Raw genomic sequence first — 23807 nt, 5'->3', positions numbered from 1 at the left:
ACATTATGCATCCACCCTCAAAAACCGGAACGCACTCATGAGCGACAAGAAAAAGCTGTTGCTGACTGGCGCAAGCCGGGGGATTGGTCATGCCACGGTCAAGCATTTCAATGCCGCAGGCTGGGAAGTTTTCACGGCGTCCAGGCAGAACTGGGTGGATGACTGTCCGTGGGCTGAAGGTCTGCTCAATCATATCCATCTGGACCTGGAAGATATCGATAGCGTCAGCGCGAGCATGGCGGCGATCAAGGATAAGCTCGGCGGGCGTCTGGATGCGCTGGTGAACAATGCGGGAGTTTCGCCGAAGACGGCGGAAGGCGGTCGCATGGGCGTTTTGGAGTCGGATTACAGCACCTGGATCAAGGTGTTCAACGTCAACCTGTTCTCCACGGCGCTACTGGCTCGCGGGCTGTTTGACGAGTTGAAAGCGGCCAAGGGCAGCATTATCAATGTCACCTCGATTGCCGGCTCGAAGGTTCACCCGTTTGCCGGGGTCGCCTATGCCACGTCCAAGGCCGCGTTGTCGGCACTGACCCGGGAAATGGCTTTCGATTTCGGCCCGCACGGGATACGGGTCAACGCCATTGCGCCGGGCGAGATCGATACGTCGATTCTGTCACCCGGCACGGCGGAAATTGTCGAGCGGCTGGTGCCGATGCACCGGTTGGGCAAGCCCGAGGAAGTCGCTTCGCTGATCTACTTCCTGTGCACGGCTGGCGCGTCGTACGTGAACGGTGCGGAGATTCACGTCAACGGCGGCCAGCACGTCTGACTCAACGCGTGCCGGAAACGCTCTCCGGCACACGCCGCACGCCCAGGCGACTGATCCACACCGACGCCACGATCACCCCGCCACCAATCAGCAGGCGAGTGAAGTCTTCATGCTGGTTCCAGATCAGCAGATTGATCAGCAGTCCCAGTGGCACATGCAGGTTGTTCATGACTGCCAGTGTGCCTCCATTGACCATGCACGCGCCTTTATTCCACCAATACATGCCCAGCGCCGTCGAACACAGGCCGAGAAATAGCAGCACGATCCATTGGGTCGGCGCTTCGGGCAGGTGTTGCGGGTTGCCGAACATCAGGAACGCGGGCAATACCACCGCCAGTGCGCCCAGGTAGAAGTAGCCGAAACGTCGGTAATGCGGCAGATCGCTGGGGTGGCGCGCCACCAGATGTTTGTACAGCACCTGCCCGGCGGCGTAGGTGAAGTTGGCCAGTTGCAGTAGCAGGAAACCGCCGAGGAAGTCGCCGTCCAGACCGTCGTAACGAATCACGCCCGCACCCAACACAGCGACCATCGCCGCCAGCAAGGCCCAAGGGTTGAAGCGCCGGTTCAGCGCGTCTTCGATCAGCGTCACGTGCAGTGGCGTGAGGATGGTAAACAGCAATACTTCGGGCACGGTCAGCACCCTGAAACTCAGGTACAGGCAGACATACGTGACGCCAAATTGCAGCGCGCCGATCAGCAGCATGCCACGCATGAATCGAGGTTCGACCTGACGCCAGCGAGTCAGCGGGATGAATACCAGACCGGCGAGCACCACGCGGATCAGCACCGCGAAATAGCTGTCGACGTGCCCGGCCAGATAGACACCGATCAGGCTGAATGAAAACGCCTGAATCAGTGTGACGATAAGTAGATAACCCATGCCTGCCCCCATTTTTGAAGGGCGCGACCATAGCGGTTGCGTCACTCACTGTCCACTCAACGGCCGCCGCTTTTTGACGCCAACCCGTCGCCGCGCCCCGCGTTACCCGTCACAAATATGACAGTCGTATGTTTGACGCACATGTCGTCGGTTTCGCCGAAAATATAGCCTATATCACGCAACTTTTCCTTAATGGAGGGTCTTACTCCGGGGCGCTGCAATATTGACTTCATCACCTAAAATCCTCGTCGCCCGGAGTAACACCATGATATTTAACACAAAAGACTTTGGTGCAGTGGGCGACGGCGTCACGGACGATACAGCAGCCATTCAGGCCACTATTGATGCAGCAGCAGCGGCGGGTGGTGGGGAAGTTGTGCTGGCAGCCGGGACCTACATTGTGTCCGGTGGCGAGGAGCCTTCCGACGGCTGCCTGATGCTCAAAAGCAACGTGACCCTATCGGGCGCGGGCATGGGCGAGACAGTCATCAAGCTGGCGGATGGCTCGGACACCAAGATCACCGGCATCGTGCGTTCCGCCTACGGCGAAGAAACCCACGACTTCGGCATGAAAAATCTGACACTGGACGGTAACCGGGACGCCACCACCGGCAAGGTGGACGGCTGGTTCAACGGCTACATTCCAGGTTCTGACGGCAAGGATTCGAACGTTACGCTCGACAGCGTCGAGATCAAGGACTGCTCGGGCTATGGCTTCGACCCGCACGAGCAGACCGTCAACATGGTGATCAAAAACAGCGTTTCCCATGGCAACGGCCTGGACGGTTTCGTGGCCGATTACCTGAGCGACAGCGTGTTTGAAAATAACATTGCTTATAACAACGACCGTCACGGCTTCAACGTGGTGACCAGCACTCACGATTTCACCCTGAGCAACAACGTCGCCTACGGCAATGGCAGCACCGGCATCGTGGTGCAGCGCGGCAGTGAAAACATCCCCTCGCCTGCCAATATCACCATCACCGGCGGCGCGGTCTATGGCAACGGTGCTGAAGGCGTGCTGATCAAGCTGTCCAGTCAGGTCTCTGTCAGTGGCCTGGACATTCACGACAACGGCAGTGCCGGTGTGCGCATCTACGGCAGTTCCGGGGTGGATGTCTTTGATAACACCCTGAGCAACAACTCCCTCGGCGCCCCGGTGCCGGAGATTATCATCCAGTCTTATGACGACACTTCGGGCGTTTCCGGCAAGTATTTCAACGGCAGCGACAACCTGATCCGCGGCAACGTGATCACCGGCAGCGACAACTCCACCTATGGCGTTGCCGAGCGCAACGAAGACGGCACAGATCGCAACAGCATCGTGGGCAACACCATCAGCCACACCAGCAAAGGCCTGACACTGGTTTATGGTGACGGCAGCTTTGCCGGTGATTCTTTTCCGCTGGTCACCGTGCAGGGTACCGACGCCAACGATGCGATCACCGGTGGCGCAGCCAATGAAATGATTCTCGGGCTGGCTGGCAAGGACACGCTCAACGGCGCTGCGGGCGACGATATTCTGGTCGGCGGTGCGGGAGCCGACAAGCTCACCGGTGGCGCGGGTGCCGATACTTTTCGCTTCGACCAGCTGACCGATAGCTATCGCACGGCGACCACCAGCGCCACCGATCTGGTCACCGACTTCGACGTCAGCCAGGACCGCATCGACCTGTCAAACCTGGGTTTCAGCGGGCTGGGCAGCGGCAAGGGCGGCACGCTGAACATCAGCTACAACGCCACACTGGACCGCACTTACGTCAAATCACTCGACGCCGATGCCAGCGGCAACCGATTCGAGCTGGGCCTGAGCGGCAACCTGAAAGACACGCTCAATGCCAGCCATTTCATCTTCCAGCGGGTCATCGAAGGCACTGCGGGCGGCGATACCCTGACCGGCACTGACGGCAACGACGTGATGAACGGCAACGCCGGTACAGACCGCATCAATGGCGGTGCCGGTGCAGATCTCATCAATGGCGGGGCTGATGCCGATATTCTGACCGGTGGCGCGGGCGCGGACCTGTTCATCTACAACTCGCGCCTGGACAGCTACCGCAATTACAACGCCAGCGGCACCAAGCAAAGCGACACCATCACCGACTTCAACCCGGCCGAAGACCGGATCGACCTGTCCAGCATCGGCCTGCGAGGCCTGGGCGATGGCAGTGCCAACACTATCTATCTGTCCGTCAATGCCGACGGCAGCAAGACCTATATCAAGACCAATGCGGTCGACACCACCGGTAATCGCTTCGAGATTGCACTGGAAGGCAACCTGCTCGACAAACTGAGCGCGTCCAGCTTCATCTTCTCTACAGCCTCAGCCACCAATCAGGCCCCGGTACTCAATACACCGCTGATGGATCAGAACGTTACCGAGTTGAAGGCGTTTTCCTACGCGGTACAACCGGGCAGTTTCAGTGATCCGGACAGCAACACGCTGACCTACAGCGCGACCCTGGCCGATAACAGCGCCCTGCCCGACTGGTTGAAGTTCGACAGCAAGACCCTGACCTTCAGCGGCACACCGGGCGGCACGGCATCCGGACTTTACTCGGTATTGCTGACCGCGAGCGACGCCACCGGCGCTTCGGTGGCCGACAGTTTTGCCATCAATGTGGGCAACGTGACGCCGGGGACCCTCACCGGCACCGAAAATGCGGAAGCGCTGTATGGCACCGAAGGTGACGACACCATTCTCGGGCTGGGTGGCGACGATACGCTGCGTGGCGATACCGGTGCCGACATCATCAACGGTGGCGCTGGCCGCGACGCATTGTACGGTGGAGACGGTGCCGACACGTTCGTCTACAGCACACTCACCGACAGCTACCGCGATTACGATGCTGGCGGGCTGACGGCCACCGACACAATCTATGACTTCACCCCCGGCCAGGACAAAATAGACGTCTCTGCTCTGGGTTTCCTGGGGCTGGGCAACGGTGAAGATCACACCTTGTACATGACCCTCAACGAAGCCGGCGACAAGACCTATGTCAAATCCGCCACGGCGGATGCCGACGGCAATCGCTTCGAAATCGCCCTGAGCGGCAACCTGATCGACACCCTGACCGATGCGGACTTCGTGTTCGGCCAGCGCGAGGCTCAGGAGATTCTCTATCTGCCGACGCTTGGCCAGTCCAACGCACGCCTGCTGCGCATGACCGAAGACGACAACCAGTCCGGCACCTCGGAAATGGTCAAGGACCTGGCCCGTTACACCGATTATGACGTGCGCAGCCAGTTCACCGACGCCAACGGTGATGGCATCGACCTTGCCGTAGGCGGCAGCACCGTGGTCGGCTATTCGACCGGCACGCAGGAAGAACAGCGTGTTTCGTGGTGGCTGGTGGATACCGATCAGCCAGGCCCTGCGCTGCTGCGTGCAACCGAACTTCTCAAGTCGCAACTGACGTCACTAACGGCTATCGACAAAGTGACCACCGGGATTATCTGGGGTCAGGGTGAAGAAGCCGCGCAGGAAATAGCCCGCGCCACGGACAAGCAGGCTGCAGCCGACCTGTACAAAGCCTCGACCCTGAAGGTGTTCGATTACCTGCACGCGCAGATAGGCGACTTCACCGTGTACATGGCCGAAACCGGCCACTATCAGACTGAAGCGGCCAAGGCACGTGGCTACACCGAAGAAAAGATCAACGCTATTGTCGAGGGTGCCGGATACGTCAGAAACGCTCAGGAAGCCATCGCCAATGAGCGTGCCGACGTCAAGCTGGCAGTTGACTACACCGACCTGCCGTTGCGTTACGAGGTCAACCCGCTGGTCTACCCCGATGACGTCTGGCACTTGCACGAAGAGTCCGCCGAAATCGTCGGTCAGCGCCTGGCCGACTTCATTGCCGATGACCTGGGTTTTCGTGGCGATGCCAGCGACAACAACGACCCGGCCGCCATTTTCGAGAGTGGCCAGAATGAAGGCGGCAACATCTTCGGCACCAGTGACGACGACACTTTGGTGGGCAGCGCCGGCAATGACGTGCTGGATGGCGATCAGGGCGCAGATGACATGACCGGCGGGGACGGCAACGACATCTACGTAGTCGATAACGCACTCGATACCGTCACCGAGAGCAATGATTCGCCATCGCAGGTTGATACCGTGGTGTCTTCCGTCAGTTGGCAGTTGGGGGCGAACGTGGAAAACCTGCTGCTTACCGGCGTATCTGCCATCAACGGCACCGGCAATGCGCTGAAAAACGTCATCACCGGCAATGCCAGCAACAATGTTCTCGACGGCGCAGCGGGTGCCGACCTGCTGACCGGCGGCGACGGATCGGACAGTTATTACGTTGACGATGCAGCCGACCGTGTGGTCGAGACCAACGCAGATCAGCAGGTAGGCGGCATCGACACGGTGCTCAGTTCGCTGGCCAGCTACACGCTGGGGGCCAACCTGGAAAACATCGTCATCACCGGCACAGGGGCGGCGAACGCAACCGGCAACACCCTTGATAACCTGATCTACGCAGGCGCTGGCGACAACGTCATGGACGGTCGTGACGGCAATGACACGGTGTCTTATCTGTTTGCCACGGCAGGCGTTACGGTTGCGCTGAACACCAGCGCTCAACAGGCCACCGGCGGCTCTGGGTTGGACACGCTCAAGGGTACAGAGAACCTGACTGGCAGCCAGTTTGCCGACACGTTGACCGGCAACAAAAACGCCAACGTCCTGAACGGCGGCAGTGGCAATGACACCTTGTCCGGCGGCGCGGGTGACGACGTACTGATCGGCGGGTCAGGCGCTGATACGCTGATTGGCGGCACCGGTGCAGACCGTTACGTGTTCAACAACAGCAACGAGACAGGCCTGGACGGCCTGCGCGACATCATCAACGGCTTCAAGGCAGCCGAAGGCGACAAGCTGGACTTCACAGGCTTCGATGCCCGACCGCTGACCGATGCCCACGATGCGTTCGTGTTCATTGGCAACGCGGCGTTCAGCGCCAACAACACCGGCGAGCTTCGCTTCGCCGATGGGGTGCTGTACGGCAATCTCGATGACAACATCGGCGCGGACTTTGAAATCCAGCTGACTGGCGTGCAGAGTCTGCAAGCGGCCGATATCATCGTCTGATTGTGCCCAGCGTATTGCACAAGTCCTGAAAGCCCGGAACAAGAGCTTTCAGGCTTCTGCCCCAAGGACGTGGGAGCGAAGCGGCGACGCTTCGCCTGTTCGCGAAGACGGTATTTCAGCCGATGCATTTTCGGCGATCATACCGGCCCTTTCGCGAACAAGTTCGCTCCCACAGTCTTCGGCCACAATTGCGTATAACGCAACGGGGGACCCCGTTATAAAATCGATTTATCGATTAAAAACTTCAAGCCCCTCGCCTAACCCATCCATAAATTTGTTTTATCCATAAGAGCGCTCTACTCTCAGGCTGGCTGGCAGGTGAGCCTGATTCGCAACTTGATGATGCTGCGATTGAACGTGGATGAAGCGTCGACACTCTGACCTGCGCCAACCTGCACACGCCGGGTTCGCGGCGCCTCTGGCCCGTTGACGAACACCACCGAACATTTGGCGTCTACATCCCCGTAGTTGCTGACGGTGATTGACCCGATGTTGTGATAAACGTCGTGCGTCACGTAATCGATCTTCACGCCCTGATACTGCTTTTCGACCTCGATGGGGTACGCAAAAGCCGTCACAGGCAACATGACCAGCAGTACACAGCACAGTCGATTCATTCGGCGATCTCCGAAGCGGGATTGTCAGAGTAGAACAAATAGCCAGCACATTAAGAGGAATTACAGCATGAAAGCGCCCCGCGTGACTCTCGACCAGTGGCGCACATTACAAGCCGTAGTTGACCACGGTGGCTTTGCTCAGGCCGCCGAGGCGCTGCACAGGTCGCAGTCATCGGTGAGTTACACCGTGGCGCGCATGCAGGAACAACTCGGCGTGCCGCTATTACGCATTGACGGACGCAAGGCTGTGCTGACCGACGCCGGTGGCGTACTGCTGCGCCGTTCACGGCAACTGGTCAAACAGGCCAGTCAACTGGAAGACCTCGCCCACCATATGGAACAGGGCTGGGAGGCAGAAGTGCGGCTGGTGATTGATGCGGCCTATCCTTCGGCACGCCTGGTCAGGGCGTTGACCGCGTTCATGCCGCAAAGCCGCGGCTGCCGGGTGCGGTTGCGTGAAGAAGTGCTTTCGGGTGTCGAGGAGGTGTTGCTGGAAGGCGTCGCGGACCTGGCCATCAGCGGCTACAGCATTGCCGGGCATCTGGGCACCGAGATGAGCTCCGTCGAGTTCGTCGCCGTCGCTCATCCGGACCACGCCCTGCACCAGGCCAATCGCGAACTGACCTTTCAGGATCTGGAAAGTCAGTTACAGGTAGTGATTCGCGACTCAGGCAGACAGCAACCGCGGGATTTCGGCTGGCTGGGCGCGGAGCAGCGCTGGACGGTCGGCAGCCTCGGTACAGCCGCCACCTTCGTCAGCAATGGCCTGGGTTTCGCCTGGCTGCCTCGCCACATGATCGAGCGTGAACTGCGCGAGGGGCTGCTCAAGCCGCTGCGCCTGGACAAGGGCGGCAGCCGCAACCCGACCTTCTATCTTTACTCCAGCAAGGACAGGTCGCTGGGCCCGGCCACGCAGATTCTCATCGATCTGATCCGCACGTTCGACACCGCACCACTGACCACGGCACTCACTGCTCCACAACACGCCTGACAGGAGTAGGCACATGGCTTTTTTCGAACACGACGACTGTTCGCTGCACTATGAAGAGTATGGTCTGGGCGAACCCGTCCTGTTGTTACATGGCCTGGGTTCCAGTTGTCAGGACTGGGAATATCAGATCCCGGCACTGGTCAGTCAATACCGCGTCATCGTCATGGACATGCGTGGCCATGGTCGCTCGGACAAACCCTACGGGCGCTACAGCATTCAGGCCATGAGCAATGACGTGGAGGCCTTGATCGAACACCTTCGTCTGGGTCCGGTACACCTGATCGGCCTGTCGATGGGCGGGATGATCGGCTTTCAGTTGGCGGTCGATCAACCGCACCTGCTCAAGAGCCTGTGCATCGTCAACAGCGCGCCACAGGTCAAGGTCAGAAGCGCAGGCGACCTTTGGCAATTGGCCAGACGCTGGACCCTGTCACGCATCGTCAGCATGCAGACCCTGGGCGAGGCGCTGGGCAAGCTGTTGTTTCCAAAGCCGGAACAGGCCGACCTGCGGCGCAAGATGGCCGAGCGTTGGGGCAAGAACGACAAGCGCGCCTATCTGGCCAGTTTCGATGCCATTGTCGGCTGGGGCGTGGAAAACAAACTGGGGCGCATTACCTACCCGACGCTGATAATCGCGGCCGAACACGATTACACACCGGTCTCGCTCAAAGAGGCTTACGTCAAACGCCTGCCCAATGCGCGGCTGGTAGTCATCAACGACTCCCGGCATGCCACGCCGCTGGACCAGCCCGAGCAATTCAATCGCACGCTGCTGGAATTCATGGCCAGCATCGGAGTCTGAAAACCTTGTGCAGCCCATAGGTGCGCTGGCTTATGGCATGAAGCCGCGCAAACCCTCTAACACGCTGGGCAAAGAACGCCAAACGTGGTTACCTTGCCGGCCACAGTCGATATCTCTTACCGAAGGACCTGTTGCCACATGCTGAAAAAAATCGCCCTCACCGCCTGCTCCGTATTGTTCGCCGCCAACCTGATGGCTGCCCCGGATAAAGCCACGCACGTGGTACTCGATACCAGCTTCGGCCAGATTGAAATCGAACTCGCAGACACCAAGGCACCGGTCAGCACCCAGAACTTTCTGGGTTACGTCGACAGCGGCTTCTACAGCAACACCATTTTTCACCGTGTGATTCCGGGCTTCATGGTGCAAGGTGGCGGTTTCACCCAGCAACTGGTTCAGAAGCCGACCAAGGACCCGATCAAGAACGAAGCACAGAACGGTTTGCACAACGTGCGTGGCACCATTGCCATGGCCCGTACTTCGGACGTTAACTCGGCCACCAGTCAATTCTTCATCAACACCAACGACAATGCCATGCTCGACAACGGCACACGTGACTTCGGTTACGCGGTGTTCGGTAAAGTCGTCAAGGGTATGGACGTGGTCGACAACATCGTCAACGCCCGCACCACTACTCAGAAAGGCATGGAAAACGTGCCAATCGACCCGATCCTGATCAAGTCCGCCAAACGCGTCGACTAAGCAGGAAACCTGCACCGCATGAAGCCTTCGGGCTTTGTGCGGTCTGGACGGGAGAGCCTCCACTTATCAAGGAGAACCCACGTCGCGTGGGTGTGATAGCCAATGCTTTATCGTCGTTTTGAAAAACTGATCGATATCTTCAAAGACGCCCCTACCCCTGCCCCTCCCAACACCGTCTTCGCGTTTTACATGTATTACCTGCGTCAGGTATGGCCGACGTTTCTCGCGCTTCTGGTCGTGGGACTGATCGGGGCGCTGATCGAGGTGTCGCTGTTCAACTACCTGAGCCGCATTATCGACCTGGCGCAAACCACGCCGCCCAAGGATTTTTTCAGCGTTCATGGCCCGGAACTGATCTGGATGGTGGTGGTGGCCCTGCTGCTGCGCCCGATCTTCGTCGGCCTGCACGACCTGCTGGTGCATCAGACCATCAGCCCCGGCATGACCAACCTGATTCGTTGGCAAAACCACAGCTACGTGCTCAAACAGAGCGTCAACTTCTTCCAGAACGATTTCGCCGGGCGTATCGCCCAGCGCATCATGCAGACCGGCAACTCGCTGCGCGACTCGGCGGTGCAATCGGTGGATGCGCTGTGGCATGTACTGATCTACGCGATCAGCGCCATGGTGCTGTTCGCCGAGGCTGACTGGCGCCTGATGATCCCGCTGGGCACCTGGATCGTGGCGTTCATACTCTCGCTGATGTACTTCGTCCCCAGGGTCAAGCAACGCTCGGTGGAGTCGTCCGATGCGCGCTCCAGGCTCATGGGCCGGATAGTCGACGGCTACACCAACATCACCACCCTGAAACTGTTCGCGCACACCAATCATGAGCAGCAATATGCGCGTGAAGCGATGCGTGACCAGACCGAGAAAAGCCAGCTGGCTGGCCGTGTCGTCACATCGATGGACACCACCATCACCACCATGAACGGCGTGCTGATTGTCACCACTACCGGGCTTGCCCTGTGGTTGTGGACCCAGTCGATGATCTCGGTGGGGGCCATCGCGCTGGCCACAGGCCTGGTGATTCGTATCGTCAACATGTCCGGCTGGATCATGTGGGTGGTCAATGGCATTTTCGAGAACATCGGCACCGTGCAGGACGGCCTGGAGAGCATCTCGCAGCCTGTCACGGTGAATGACCAGCCCGGCGCGCTGCCGCTGAAGATCGAAAACGGCGGCGTCCGGTTCGATGGCGTTGATTTCCATTACGGCAATGGCAACGGGATCATTCACAACCTCAACCTGGACATCAAACCGGGCGAGAAAATCGGTTTGATCGGGCCTTCAGGCGCCGGCAAGTCGACGCTGGTGAACCTGCTGCTGCGCATGTATGACGTTCAAGGCGGCAGGATCCTGATCGACGGTCAGGATATTTCCGAGATTACCCAGGAAAGCCTGCGTGCGCAGATCGGCATGATCACCCAGGACACGTCGCTGCTGCACCGTTCCATTCGCGAAAACCTGCTGTATGGCAATCCTGACGCCACTGACGAACAGCTCTGGGAATCGATCCGCAAGGCCCGTGCCGAAGAGTTCATCCCGCAGTTGTCGGATTCCGAAGGCCGCACCGGTTTTGATGCCCATGTGGGAGAGCGCGGCGTCAAGCTGTCCGGTGGTCAACGCCAGCGTATTGCGATCACCCGTGTGCTGCTCAAGGACGCACCGATCCTGATCATGGATGAAGCCACCTCGGCACTTGATTCGGAAGTTGAAGCAGCGATTCAGGAAAGCCTGGAAACCTTGATGCAAGGCAAGACCGTCATCGCCATTGCCCACCGCCTGTCGACCATCGCCCGTATGGATCGCTTGGTGGTACTGGAAAAAGGCCAGATCGCCGAAACCGGCACCCACGCCGAACTGCTGGCCCGCGGCGGGCTGTATGCGCGGTTGTGGCAGCATCAGACGGGTGGGTTTGTGGGGGTGGATTGAGGATGGGGAGATTGCTGGCCTCTTCGCGAGCAAGCTCGCTCCCACAGGATCTTCAGAGGCCAGTGATCTACCCGCTGCCATGTATACCCATGACTATCGTGCCAATGCTCCGCGTTGGCATGCATTTCGTGACGCTCCGCGTCACAAGTCTGCGCCGCTCCGCACAATCAAGAGCGGACGCAGAGCGTCCAGAACTGCACTCCCACGTGGAGCGTGAGGAACGAGATTCAAGTCTCGTGCCGATGCTCCACGCGGGAAGGCATATCCCCCGCTAGTCCGTCTGCCGATACGGCAACGCACTCCTCGCCTCATCGGCATACGCCAGTACGCCGACGCGTTCCTGCTCGAGAAACTCACTGACCGCGTCTTTCAACCCTGGGTGCATCAGGTAATGCCATGACCGGGTGATCTGCGGTTCGAAGCCACGAATCAATTTATGCTCACCTTGAGCGCCGGCATCGAATCGTTGCAGACCATGGGCGATGGCGTAGTCCATGCCCTGATAGAAACAGGTCTCGAAGTGCAGTCGGTCAAACTCGGCCAGGCAACCCCAGTAGCGCCCGTAGAAACTATCGTCACCGATCAGGCTGAAAGCCATCGCCACAGGCCGTGAGCCCTGCAAGGCGATGACCACGCGGATCGATTCGGGCATACGCTCGGCCAGCAGACTGAAAAATTCGCGTGTCAGGTATGGCGCCTGCCCGCGAATTTCGTAGGTATTGGAATAGCAGGCGTAGACAAAGTCCCACAGCACTTCGCTCATCTGCGCGCCTTCGAGCCATTCAAACTCGATGCCCTGCCCCGCCACCTGTTCACGCTCCTTGCGCATCTGCTTGCGCTTGCGCGAACTCAATGCGTCCAGAAAGTCCTGAAAGTCGCGGTAACCCCGGTTATGCCAATGAAACTGACAACCAAAGCGCTGCAGCCAGCCCGGTTGCGATTCAAGCAAGGCATCGGCAGCCGGGTCGGTGAAATTCACATGGGCGCTCGACAGCCCCTCGCTCTGCAGATAGGCCGGCAGCTCGCTGAGCAACTCCATGCCGCCTTGAGGCGTTGCCGACAGGATGCGTGAGCCGCCAACCGGGCTGAACGGCACCGCGACCAACAGTTTGGGGTAATAGGCGATTCCGGCGCGACGGCAGGCGTCTGCCCAGGCGTGATCGAACACATATTCGCCGTACGAGTGCCACTTCCGGTAGGCCGGCAATGCCGCAACCAGTTGATCGTTTTCGTAGTGCAGCACATGTTCGGCACGCCAACCGGAGCGTGGCCCGAGGCTGCCGCTGTCTTCCAGCGCGCTGAGAAAGGCATGCCGCAGGAACGGCTGATTGCCCGGCACCAGTGCGTCCCATTGAGCAGGCGCAACGGTGCTTAGGTTGTCGATAACGTGAACGGGCATGCAGATTCCCCGGATTGTCAGGCGTTATGGAGAGTATCCCTTATTGAGGCCCCGCGTTCACAGCGTCCGAGAGCTGTATGGAAAGTTTGATCGCACACGCCTTGATCGCACGCATGCGTTCCTTGGTGATCTGTTTTACCCGGTCAAGGTATTGTTGATCGGATTGCATGTCCGGCGACAGCTCATCCAGAACGGCGAGACGCTCAGCAAAAGGGCGCTTTACCGGCTCAAACTCGTGGGCGTAGCGGATTTCCAAATAATCCATCCAAAACTCCCTGGCAATCAGTGATTCGAAAAACGCAGGAGTACTTTCACGCGCAATTATCTCGCGGTAGGCGGAATCCAGATCGGCGTCACTCACCCCCGCCAGAGTCCTGAACAGCATGGATCTGGACCGGCTGGCCAATCCAAGCCGTACCTGCAAACCCGTTCGATAGGCCAGTCGTACTTCGGCTTCATCTACCGTTTTATTGCTTGTCATCCGAAGAGCAATATCGCGACGGGCAATTTTTTCCACCTCATCGAGACGGTCGAGACTGCGGGTCATCTTGAACAGCTCCAGTGGCCGTGCGGCTTCCGGCGTGGATGACGTAATCGCGAACACCCCAACGCGAACTTCCATGTCCCCGAATATTAACGCCAGACCATCGCCACAGGTTTGAGGATGGGCGGCAAGATCAAACAATTGCCGACGCAGCTCCCCATTTTCAGCAGCCGCTTCCATCATCGTCCAGACCCGTGTCGTGAGCGCTTTACGATCATTGAAAAAGTCTGCTGAAGTGGTCAGGTCGCTCAGTACCTGAAAAAAATCCGTAGAACCGGAACAGTCCTGCACGTTATGCCAAAGCTCTGTCCGTGCAGCCAGTTGCTCACCACTCGCACTGCCAAGCCAGGTCTTAAGGGCAGGCGTTTCCTGATGCAACAAGCGGTTATGGCTGATACCCAAACGGGACTGATACCGTTGCTCACGCAGCACTCTGATCCGTTCATGCGTCTGCACACTCAGCGGATTACCATTCAAATGTATATTCAGACGATTATCGCTGAGGGAGCGATCAATAAGGGCGAGCGCCTGGGTGGTTATGTCCGAGATATGGTTGTCACGAAGGTCGAGAAGCATCAGATCAGAACTGCGCCAGTTCCACTCTGGCACCCTTTCAATACCTGTAGAACGTAAAAAAAGCATGCGCAGTGCGTTGAGCGGACTCAGCCGCGTGCTCCGCCCAAGCGAGCAAAAACTGAGGTCCAGAACTTCCAGTCGGCTCAGATTGCGCAAACCGGCGTTGCACTGGTCGGTCCAGACCAGCGGGTTGTGTCTGAGTGACAACTCTCTGAGTCGAGTCATCCGCCCTATCGACTCTGGCAGGGATTGCAGCGCATTGAAATCCAGGCTCAATGAATGCAGATTGCTGAAATGCTTAAGTAATACATCAGCCTGTAAATGGGTAAGCCGCATGTTTCGAGCGTTTAAAACCGCCACATGACTGAAGTCAGCCAATACCTCCGGCATGTTTCCTATCCGTAGACCCTCCAGATCAAGCGAATACCCCAAAAACTCACCCTGATAGTTTCTGCAGTGAGCGCTCAGGCGCCTCCAGCAATTGCGAATTCGCAACGCCGCGATTACCCTCGGTCTAAGCAGTGACGAGGGCTCAGCTTGCAGTACCCAATTGTCCAGGCCGGTTTGCAAAGTGCTCAGTTCCTGAGCGAGGCCTTGCAGCCTTTGTCGAACAAAGTTCGTCAATTGCGAGGCAGAACCTGTGTGCTCTGCACGCAGAGCCTGAAGAAACGTCGTAACCTGCTCCTCGGAAAAATCCGGATACAGGCTTTTTACCGCAAGCTCTGGCGAGTGGCTGGGCGCACCAATCCCAAGCCTGCGGAAGAGGCCACGCAAACGTCCGCTCAGGGGGTAACCCACACGGCCATCGTGCAGTCGTTGTGGCCATTTGATGCCAGGCTTGATCGGCTGCAACTGCAGGATTTCCGCTATCCGGTCGCGTCTGTCAGATGCGATACGACACAAAAGACTGCGCAGGTGCTGCTCATCCGCATTCACTGGCAATTCGATGTTGACTCGCACGTCATCAGGAAGCGCGTTCAGCAGAGCACTGAAAAAGCTCTGACCAGCCTCACCTATAGACTCACCCAACTGATTGAAGGGCTGAAATACCTCTTCGGTTCTGATCAGAACCCGATGCACGACAGTCGTCTGGTCACTTTCAAGGCTCGCGATCTCATCGCCCTCCAGCGTGTCTTTCAGCAGATCGATTGAAACGTCGCCACGCCAGCCCGGCGTGTACGGCAACATGCCAAGCCCAGTCGCACAGGTGTCCGGATTACCCGACGAGCGTCGGTAGAAGCCTTCGATGGCCCTGTTTATTCGCAGTTGCTGCTGATACTCACGAGCATGCTCGGCAAGCTCAAGAGGGATACGTTTTTCCGAGGTCATCCGTGCGGTGTCTGCATCGCTCGCCATCTCGATGAGTTCCAAAGCGATGCTGTCCGGCACACTGCTGAAATCGCGTTGAATCAGCTTGACCAGCGGCTCACTGCTGCGGTTGTGCAGTGCATAAACCTCGTCAAGCAACGGCCCCATGTGAAGTTGCGCACAGTCGGCCAGATAACGTTTGAAACCTTGAACCTGCGAAGTTTTATCTGCACCGCTGGTTCCCGTCAGATGACTGACTTCATCGGGTGTCAGCCCTTCCAGCAATTGGCCGAGCGCCTGCGTGAGGTCTTCTGTCGCGCCCACGACACTGGATGAAAATGTCATATGCGCCCCCACGTTCCAGGCGTCGAGCATGGTTCCGTCTGCGTCTAACACTAACAACCCTCGGCTCTTGTGCCAGTGCGGCGACGACACCAGCAGCTTCATCCATGGCTCGATATGAGTGACAGGCACTGGCGAGGACTCTTCTGCCTTGAGGGCGTCTATGCAGGCTTGCAAGCCCCGCTCGATTTCCATGCGCTGGATGGCATCTCTCAGCAGAGCTGGAAGCGGATGACTTTCGGCATGTATCTGACGCAACAACGCCTCGTTGCTGCCTGTAATGCTCAAGACCCGCGAGATCTCTTCTTCGGTGAACGCATCACACGTCACATTAAGCCGCCTGAACGCTGTGACCTCATCCCAGCCCATGGGGTTTTCCCACTCGTGACGCCAGGCACCGGCCCCGTTGTGCTCAAGCTTAGGCGAGTAGGCGTGCTGATCCTGCGGGTGCCTGATACGCCAGTTTTTTCCGGTTGCGTCTGCTTCAACGCGGTACAGCTTGCCGTTCATTGGCAGCCACGTCTTGCTGTCGAATTCGTAAAGCCCCAGCGGGTTGGCACGCAAACCGTCAGGCACCGTAACCGTATCCGCATAACCGCCAACAGTCGGCTTTCCAAGACGAACCGATCCATCCACCCTCTTCTGCACCAGGCTTTCGATAAACATCGACGGTTCCAGCCGATCGAGCGCGCCAATGACGCTGCCCACCACCACTGTCTGAGCGACGTTTTCGGCGATGTTATAAACATGTTGCATGGCCTCTTCCACTTCCCCGTGCGTCCAGTCTTCGTAGGCAACGAACGCTTCGCGGACAATCTGATAGAGAGCAACCACGGCCATGACTTCACCCAGCACAGGCACAAAGAGCCCGGCCGCATTGAGTATGTCCATGCCACTGTTTTTCAGGTTGTCGAGCAGCGCATCCCTGGCTAGCTGATCAGCCTGCGCAGACGGCACCGCTATGGTCCGTGAATCAACGTAGGTTTTGGCCAGCAGGTGGTCGTAAAGCAACTCGAACGGGGGCTTGGAAAATGGCTGCGCCTGCAACACCAGGTCGGCATTGACGTCCAGCATGTGTTCCTGGACCGGGTAGAGCCGCGATTTCAGCTTCGCAAAAAACTCCGGACTTTGGCCAAGGCTGACGAAGCGGCTGAAATAGCGCCTGAAACTGTCACTGTCGAGCGCTGCCACGAGGCTGTCGTTGAACGCCCGGAGTGAGGCGAACTGTTTGAGCGGGTGTGACGGCTCTGAAGGCATATAGACAAGGCAAGGCCCACTGTCAGGGTCAGCAATATCCTGCTGAATCAGCAAAGCCCCGTGTAACAGGCAGCCCGAAAAAGCGTAGGTATCGAGCATATGCAACTGACAATAGCGCAACCCCCTGCCCCCCCATTGCGCATGGACGTCGGGCTTCACTACGCTCAACAGCATCTGGTAAGCGGCTTCGCTGATATCGCCCTTCATCATGGCAATGTGCGCAAGCACCTCGACAGCATCGCGCTCACCGTCGATAAAAACAGTGGCAACCGCTTTCGCAGCGCCTGGCGTGGAAGGTTTGAATACACTGTCCAGATGCGCCTGATACTGGCCACCAAGATCCAGTTCATGACAAAAATCAGCGAATTGCTCAAGGTCGATATCAAGACGGTCCTTGTATTCCACCTTGTACCTGCGCTGAGCACTGTCGATAAGCCAGTAACGCAGGCCTCCAGTGCGAAGTATTGCCGAGTACGGATCGAAGCGGCTTCGGTTACTGGAGGCGAAGTTCTGCAAGGCGGCCTGCAACAGCGTCTGTTCAAGGGGATTCGGCTTCCAGGAACCGTCATAACGCCAGGTCATCAGTTGAAAGGCTTCGACATCCAATGGAAGTTTGAAGCGTTCGAAAAACGCTTGCGCCAGTAGAGGCGCTGCGAATGCTTGTGCTGATAAAAGATGATTGCGAATGGGCCCGAGCGCATGCGTGGAACGCAGGGTTTTCTGATGACTGGCGTGCAGTGCCTGCCGCAAGGTCGCCGGGGCGTTCAAATACCAGTCAGGCAGGCTGCCTCTGATGAATCCGGCATTTGGATGCTCAACGTCGAATGGCGCAGAGTCGAGTTGTCGTGAGGAAGGCAGGGAACCAGGCGAGGCTGGCGTTCCAGACGTGGTGTAGGCGGTAAACATGATCGATACCCGTGATGGCTTGGTAAAAAGCCAACACAATAAAGATCCGCCGGGGTGCAGGTGACATAACGGGATATGACAGGCAGCGTCTGATATCCAGACGCTGCCCATAAAGCGCTATCAGCGCTTGCGCAGAATCACGCTGCCAATCGAGTAACCGGCACCGAACGAGCTGAGCACGGCCAGCGCGCCCTCGGGCAAGTCATCCTGATAGGTATGAAACGCAATGACCGAGCCTGCCGAGCTGGTGTTGCCATAAGTGTCGAGAATCACTGGCGCTTCCTCTACGGTGGCATCACGACCCAGCAGCTTCTTGACGATCAACTGGTTCATGCTCAGGTTGGCCTGATGCAGCCAGAAGCGTTTGACGTCGGTGATGTTGATACCGTTGTCCTGCAAATGCGCCGCGACCAGCTCGGCGACCATCGGGCAGACCTCGCGGAACACCTTGCGGCCTTCCTGCACAAACAGCTTGTCCGGCGCATTCTGGCCCTCGTCCGAGGTACGGTTGAGGAAACCGAAATTGTTGCGGATGTTGTTGGAGAATTTGGTCAACAAACGAGTACTGACGATATCGAACTGGTAAGGCGAGGTGGCGAGATCCGCGCGCTCGACCACAACGGCTGTGGCCCCGTCGCCAAAAATGAAATGGCTGTCACGGTCACGGAAATTAAGGTGCGCGGTGCAGATTTCCGGACTGATCACCAGCAAGGCGCGGGCCTGCCCCAATTGCACGCTGTTGCAGGCTGCCTGGATACCGAAGGTGGCCGAAGAACAGGCCACGTTCATGTCGAAACCATAGCCCGCGACACCCAGCGCTTCCTGAATCTCGATGGAAATCGCCGGATAGGCGCGCTGCAAGTTGGAGCAGGCAACGATTACACCGTCGATATCGGCAGCGGTTTTGCCTGCACGTTGCAAAGCCTGTTCGGCCGCAGCAACCCCCATCTGGCAGAGGATCGACCGTTCATCATTGCCGCGCTCCGGCAGGTTGGGCTTCATGCGCTGCGGGTCGAGAATGCCTTGCTTGTCCATGACAAAGCGGCTTTTGATGCCCGATGCTTTTTCGATGAACGCGGCGCTGGATTCACTGAGTGCTTCCACTTCACCACGTTCGATAGCCGCTGCGTTGTCGCTGTTGAACTGTGCGACATAGGCATTGAAAGACTGCACCAGCTCTTCGTTGGAGATGCTGTTGGCCGGGGTAAACAGGCCTGTGCCACTGATGACGACGTTGTGCACGGTCGTTCCTCTCTTATTGAGTTGCAGGTAAACACCTGCTCAGGCACGGTGTTCGGAGGCCCTCTGTTTTTGGGACCAACGTACCAGTGCGACTGTAAAAGCTGCCCGCAACAGAGAGCAGCATTTCATGACACGGTGAAGACAGGCGCGGAGTGTGCCACAGAGCCCGGTTTTGGCGCTATCGGGCCAATGAATATAGGCCTGATAGCGACAATTGACTGTGCTGAAGGCCGACGCAGGATCAGCCCTCCACCTGACTCCACTGCTTGCTCAACCGTTTGTCCGACACCGGCATTTTGGTGCCTAACTGCTGAGCGAACAGCGACACGCGGTATTCCTCCATCCACCAGCGATACAGCGCCAGTTCCGGGTCGCGCTTGCCTTCCTGGGCGTGCTTGTCGGCACGTGTCTGGTATTGCGTCCACAGGCCTGCCAGCTCGATGCTCCACACCCGGTCTTTCTGCACCTGACCTGGCAGTTTTTCCAGACGCATCTCGATAGCCTTCAGGTAGCGCGGCAGTTCCTTGAGCCACACCGCCGGGGTTTCACGCACGAAACCGGGGTACACCAGTTTGCTCAGTTGCGCCTTGATATCGTTGAGGGCAACCGCCTGCGACAGGTCAATCTTGCCTTTGAAGCGCTTTTGCAGTCCGTGCCACAGCTTGAGAATCTCCAGCGTCAGCTTCGCCAGCCGTTCGGCGTGTTCGGTCCAGTCGGCGCGCTTGCGCTCAGCCAGCGACAACAGGCCGGCACCGTCGCGCGGCAACTCGGCTTCACCTTCCAGCACGCAACTGTCGAGGCTGGCCAGCAGGATGTCCTCTATCAACGCATCGATGCGGCCCAGCTCGCGGTGCAACAAGGCCAGCTCGGTCTGCCCCGGCAGTTTGTTACGCAGGAACTTCGCCGGTTCAGCCAGCTGTTGCAGCAGCAAACGCTGCAAAGCACGGCGATGCTGATATTCAGCTTCGGCCTGCGTGGAGAACCGGCCTTCCTTGACCGCTCCGCCCTCTTCGACCAACGCGGGATAAACCGTCATCGACAACCCGGCGATGTTCTGCTGAGTCTTTTGCGCCACCGCAGCAAAGGCCTTGGCCTGCACCGGCTGCTGGCTTTTCGCGGTTTGAGGTACGGCCAGTGCGGCCTGGCTCGCCTCGGCAAAGCGCGCCGTCAGCTCGGCCAGATCACGCCCCTCACCGAGAAACTTGCCGCTGCCATCGACGATTTCCAGGTTCATCTTCAGGTGGCCTTCAAGCTGCTGCGCGGCTTCGGCCCAGCCCTCGTCGCTGACCCGCACGCCGGTCATGCGCAGAAGCTCACGCCCCAGCGCCTGGGGCAATGAGCCCTCGCCGAAGGTAATACGTTGCAACGCGGCCTTGATGAAATCCGGGACCGGCACAAAGTTCTTGCGCACCGCCTTGGGCAGGTTGCGCACCAGCGCAATGCTCTTGGTCTCGAGCAAGCCCGGCACCAGCCACTCCAGGCGCTCGGCAGGCAGCGACAGCAACAGGGGCGCAGGGACGCGCAAGGTCACGCCGTCACGTGGGTGGTTGGGCTCAAAGTGGTAACTCAGCGACAGACTGAGGTCGCCCAGGTGCAAGGTATCCGGATACTGCGCGGCGGTAACTTCACTGGCCTCGCGGGCCAGCACATCCTCTTCGCGCATGATCAGCAGTTGCGGGTTCTTCTGGCTTTCAGTCTTGTACCAGCTGTCGAACGTCGCCGTCTGATGAATCTCGGCCGGGATTCGCGCTTCATAGAAGCTGAACAAGGTGTCTTCGTCAGCCAGAATATCGCGACGTCGAGCCTTGGCCTCCAGCTCATCGAGCTGCTCCAGCAGGCGGGTATTGGCACTCAGGCATTTTGCCCGCGACAGGATATCACCGCGCACCAGGCCTTCGCGAATGAACAGCTCACGCGACACCACCGGGTCAATCGGCCCGTAATGCACCGGACGGCGACCAACCACGATCAGGCCGAACAGCGTAATCTGCTCGAACGCTACGACCTGCCCGCGCTTCTTCTCCCAGTGCGGCTCGAAATGATTTTTCTTGATCAGGTGGCCAGCCAGCGGCTCGATCCAGTCCGAATCGATCTTGGCCACCATGCGCGCGTACAGCTTGGTGGTTTCCACCAGCTCAGCGGTCATCAACCACTGCGGGCGCTTCTTGCCGAGCCCGGAAGACGGGTGAATCCAGAAGCGCCGCTGCCTTGCGCCAAGGTAGTCACCCTCGTCGGCCTTTTGCCCGATCTGACTCAGCAGACCAGAAAGAATGGCCTTGTGGAATTTCGGGTAATCGGCCGGTTCCTTGTTGACCGTCAGTTGCAGATCGCGGCAGATCAGGCTCAGCTGTCGATGGGAATCACGCCACTCGCGCAGGCGCAGGTAATTCAGGAAATTACGCCGGCACCAGTTACGCAGCGGACTGGCCGTCAGGGTCTGGCGCTGCTCTTCAAAACCGCGCCACAGATTGACCAGCCCGGCGAAGTCCGAGTCGGCGTCTTTCCATTGCGCATGGGCCTGATCAGCCGCCTGCTGACGCTCGGGTGGACGCTCACGCACATCCTGCACGGACATGGCACTGGCCACGATCAACACTTCCTGCAGGCTGCCCTGCTTCGCAGCTTCCAGAAGCATGCGACCCATGCGCGGGTCCACTGGCAGGCGCGCCAGTTGACGGCCCAGCGGGGTCAGCTGATTTTCGCGATTGACCGCCGACAGCTCCTGCAACAGGTTGAAACCGTCGCTGATCGCTTTGCCATCCGGCGGCTCGATGAACGGGAAATCGGTGATCTCGCCCAGACGCAGGTGCAGCATCTGCAGGATGACCGCTGCCAGGTTGGTGCGCAGTATCTCGGGGTCGGTGAATTCAGGTCGGCCGTTGAAATCCTCTTCGCTGTACAGACGCACGCACAAACCGGGCTCGACACGCCCACAACGGCCTTTGCGCTGGTTGGCGCTGGCCTGCGACACGGCTTCGATCGGCAGGCGCTGGACCTTGGCGCGATAGCTATAACGGCTGATGCGTGCAGTACCGGTATCGATCACATAGCGGATGCCCGGCACGGTCAGCGAGGTTTCGGCCACGTTGGTGGCCAGCACCACACGACGACCCGGATGGGACTGAAAGATACGCTGCTGTTCGGCAGGCGAAAGGCGTGCGTACAGCGGCAGAATTTCGGTGTGCCTGAGCTGCGCCTTGCGCAGTACCTCGGCGGCATCGCGAATCTCGCGTTCGCCGGGCAGAAACACCAGCACGTCGCCCGGGCTCTTGCGCTCGCTACGCTCAAAGGCCGCCAGCTCATCCAGCGTGGCCAGAATGGCCTGATCGACTGTCAGGTCTTCTTCGACGCTGTTGCCTTCCTCGTCCTGCTCGCTGGTCAGCGGGCGGTACCAGAGGTCGACAGGGAAGGTACGCCCGGACACTTCGATCACCGGAGCACCGTTGAAGTGCTCGGAAAAGCGCTGCAGGTCGATGGTCGCGGAGGTGATGATGACCTTCAGGTCCGGGCGACGTGGCAGCAGGGTTTTCAGGTAGCCGAGCAGGAAGTCGATGTTCAGACTGCGTTCATGGGCTTCGTCGACGATGATCGTGTCGTAGCGTTCCAGAAAGCGGTCATGCTGGGTTTCGGCCAGCAGAATACCGTCGGTCATGAGTTTGATCAGTGTGTTGCTGTCGCTCTGATCTTCAAAGCGCACCTGATAACCGACCAGCGCGCCCAGCGGTGTGCCCAACTCATCGGCCACCCGGCTGGCCACGCTGCGTGCGGCGATCCGGCGCGGCTGGGTATGGCCGATCAGACCGTGCTGGCCGCGACCGATTTCCAGGCAGATTTTCGGCAATTGGGTGGTCTTGCCGGAGCCGGTTTCACCGGCAATGATCAGCACCTGATGCTTGAGCAAGGCCTCCTTGATCTCATCGCGTTTGGCGGCGATGGGCAGGTTGTCGTCATAACGGATCGTCGGCACGCTCTCACGCCGCGCCGTCACCTGCGCACAGGAGGCTTGAACCCGCGCTACCCACTGCGCCAGCTTCGCCTCGTCAGGCTTTTTGCGCAGGTCATGCAACTGACGGCGCAGGCGATGACGTTCGCTGATCATCGCTTGGTCGAGGTTTTTCAGAAGTTGGTCGATAGAGGGCGATTCGTCGGTCATCAGGCGCGCAGGGTCTTTTTTCAAATGGCAGGTGCGGATTGTCGCAGATTGTGGCGGGTCGTGACGAATGGCCTGAATGCCAGGCTATCCATCACGGTCATGGTTTGCCGGCAGCACGGCTCAATTACAACAAAGTATGAGGTACGAAATACCGGACGCTCCGCGTCCTTTTTGCGACGCAGAGCGTCGAGACCTGCATTCCCACGCTGGAGCGTGCGGAACGATAATCTCAACTATCGTGCGGCGCTCTGCGTCGCATGCCTTTCCGGACGCTGCGCGTCCT

12 protein-coding genes are annotated in these 23807 nt (G+C 58.7%); 6 read left to right on the top strand and 6 right to left on the bottom strand.

Translation table 11 applies throughout. The annotated features are described in order from the left end of the window. The first annotated feature begins 37 nt into the window (after positions 1-37). Entirely contained in the window at positions 38-772 is a 735-nt protein-coding gene (locus RYC18_RS03850; RefSeq protein WP_058408521.1) for an SDR family NAD(P)-dependent oxidoreductase, read from the top strand. A gap of 1 nt (position 773) precedes the next feature. On the opposite strand, the gene RYC18_RS03845 is transcribed toward RYC18_RS03850, so the two are convergent. After that, positions 774-1652, bottom strand: a complete 879-nt coding sequence (locus RYC18_RS03845; protein ID WP_005779368.1) for a carboxylate/amino acid/amine transporter — start codon at positions 1650-1652, stop codon at positions 774-776. Between the two features lie 265 nt (positions 1653-1917). On the opposite strand from RYC18_RS03845, the gene RYC18_RS03830 reads away from it, so the two are divergent. Then, entirely contained in the window at positions 1918-6750 is a 4833-nt protein-coding gene (locus tag RYC18_RS03830) for a M10 family metallopeptidase C-terminal domain-containing protein (protein WP_410478345.1), read from the top strand. Between the two features lie 302 nt (positions 6751-7052). Here the strand turns inward: RYC18_RS03830 and RYC18_RS03825 are convergent, their stop codons facing one another. Next, a complete protein-coding gene (locus tag RYC18_RS03825; protein WP_005743256.1) occupies positions 7053-7367 on the bottom strand; it encodes a hypothetical protein in 315 nt (104 codons plus the stop codon). A 67-nt stretch (positions 7368-7434) separates the two neighbouring features. On the opposite strand from RYC18_RS03825, the gene RYC18_RS03820 reads away from it, so the two are divergent. From RYC18_RS03820 to RYC18_RS03805, 4 genes are all read left to right on the top strand, one after another. Then, the gene (locus tag RYC18_RS03820) at positions 7435-8358 is read left to right on the top strand and encodes a LysR family transcriptional regulator (RefSeq protein ID WP_002554785.1); all 924 of its coding nucleotides are present in this window, start codon (positions 7435-7437) and stop codon (positions 8356-8358) included. A gap of 13 nt (positions 8359-8371) precedes the next feature. Continuing rightward, positions 8372-9160: an alpha/beta fold hydrolase gene (locus RYC18_RS03815; protein WP_005779362.1), complete on the top strand. Its 789-nt coding sequence runs from the start codon at positions 8372-8374 to the stop codon at positions 9158-9160. Between the two features lie 138 nt (positions 9161-9298). Continuing rightward, the gene (locus RYC18_RS03810) at positions 9299-9862 is read left to right on the top strand and encodes a peptidylprolyl isomerase A (RefSeq protein ID WP_010201022.1); all 564 of its coding nucleotides are present in this window, start codon (positions 9299-9301) and stop codon (positions 9860-9862) included. 102 nt (positions 9863-9964) lie between these two features. After that, the gene (locus RYC18_RS03805; protein ID WP_005732280.1) at positions 9965-11797 is read left to right on the top strand and encodes an ABC transporter ATP-binding protein; all 1833 of its coding nucleotides are present in this window, start codon (positions 9965-9967) and stop codon (positions 11795-11797) included. 271 nt (positions 11798-12068) lie between these two features. On the opposite strand, the gene RYC18_RS03800 is transcribed toward RYC18_RS03805, so the two are convergent. The 4 genes from RYC18_RS03800 to hrpA form a co-directional block, all read right to left on the bottom strand. Continuing rightward, positions 12069-13196 (bottom strand): GNAT family N-acetyltransferase, encoded by a 1128-nt coding sequence (locus RYC18_RS03800; RefSeq protein WP_005743250.1) that lies wholly within the window; start codon positions 13194-13196, stop codon positions 12069-12071. A 40-nt stretch (positions 13197-13236) separates the two neighbouring features. Continuing rightward, complete coding sequence (locus tag RYC18_RS03795) at positions 13237-18129, bottom strand: NEL-type E3 ubiquitin ligase domain-containing protein (protein WP_316883352.1); 4893 nt, start codon at positions 18127-18129, stop codon at positions 13237-13239. Between the two features lie 120 nt (positions 18130-18249). Then, the gene (locus tag RYC18_RS03790) at positions 18250-19371 is read right to left on the bottom strand and encodes a beta-ketoacyl-ACP synthase III (RefSeq protein ID WP_004657547.1); all 1122 of its coding nucleotides are present in this window, start codon (positions 19369-19371) and stop codon (positions 18250-18252) included. Between the two features lie 241 nt (positions 19372-19612). Then, entirely contained in the window at positions 19613-23524 is a 3912-nt protein-coding gene (hrpA, locus tag RYC18_RS03785; protein ID WP_046832731.1) for an ATP-dependent RNA helicase HrpA, read from the bottom strand. Positions 23525-23807 lie beyond the last annotated feature (283 nt).

The organism is Pseudomonas syringae group sp. 247E2, assembly GCF_032587795.1.
GTDB lineage: Bacteria > Pseudomonadota > Gammaproteobacteria > Pseudomonadales > Pseudomonadaceae > Aquipseudomonas > Aquipseudomonas amygdali.
The sequence above is the reverse complement of the archived record's forward strand: the minus strand, read 5'-3'. Positions and strand labels throughout refer to the sequence as shown.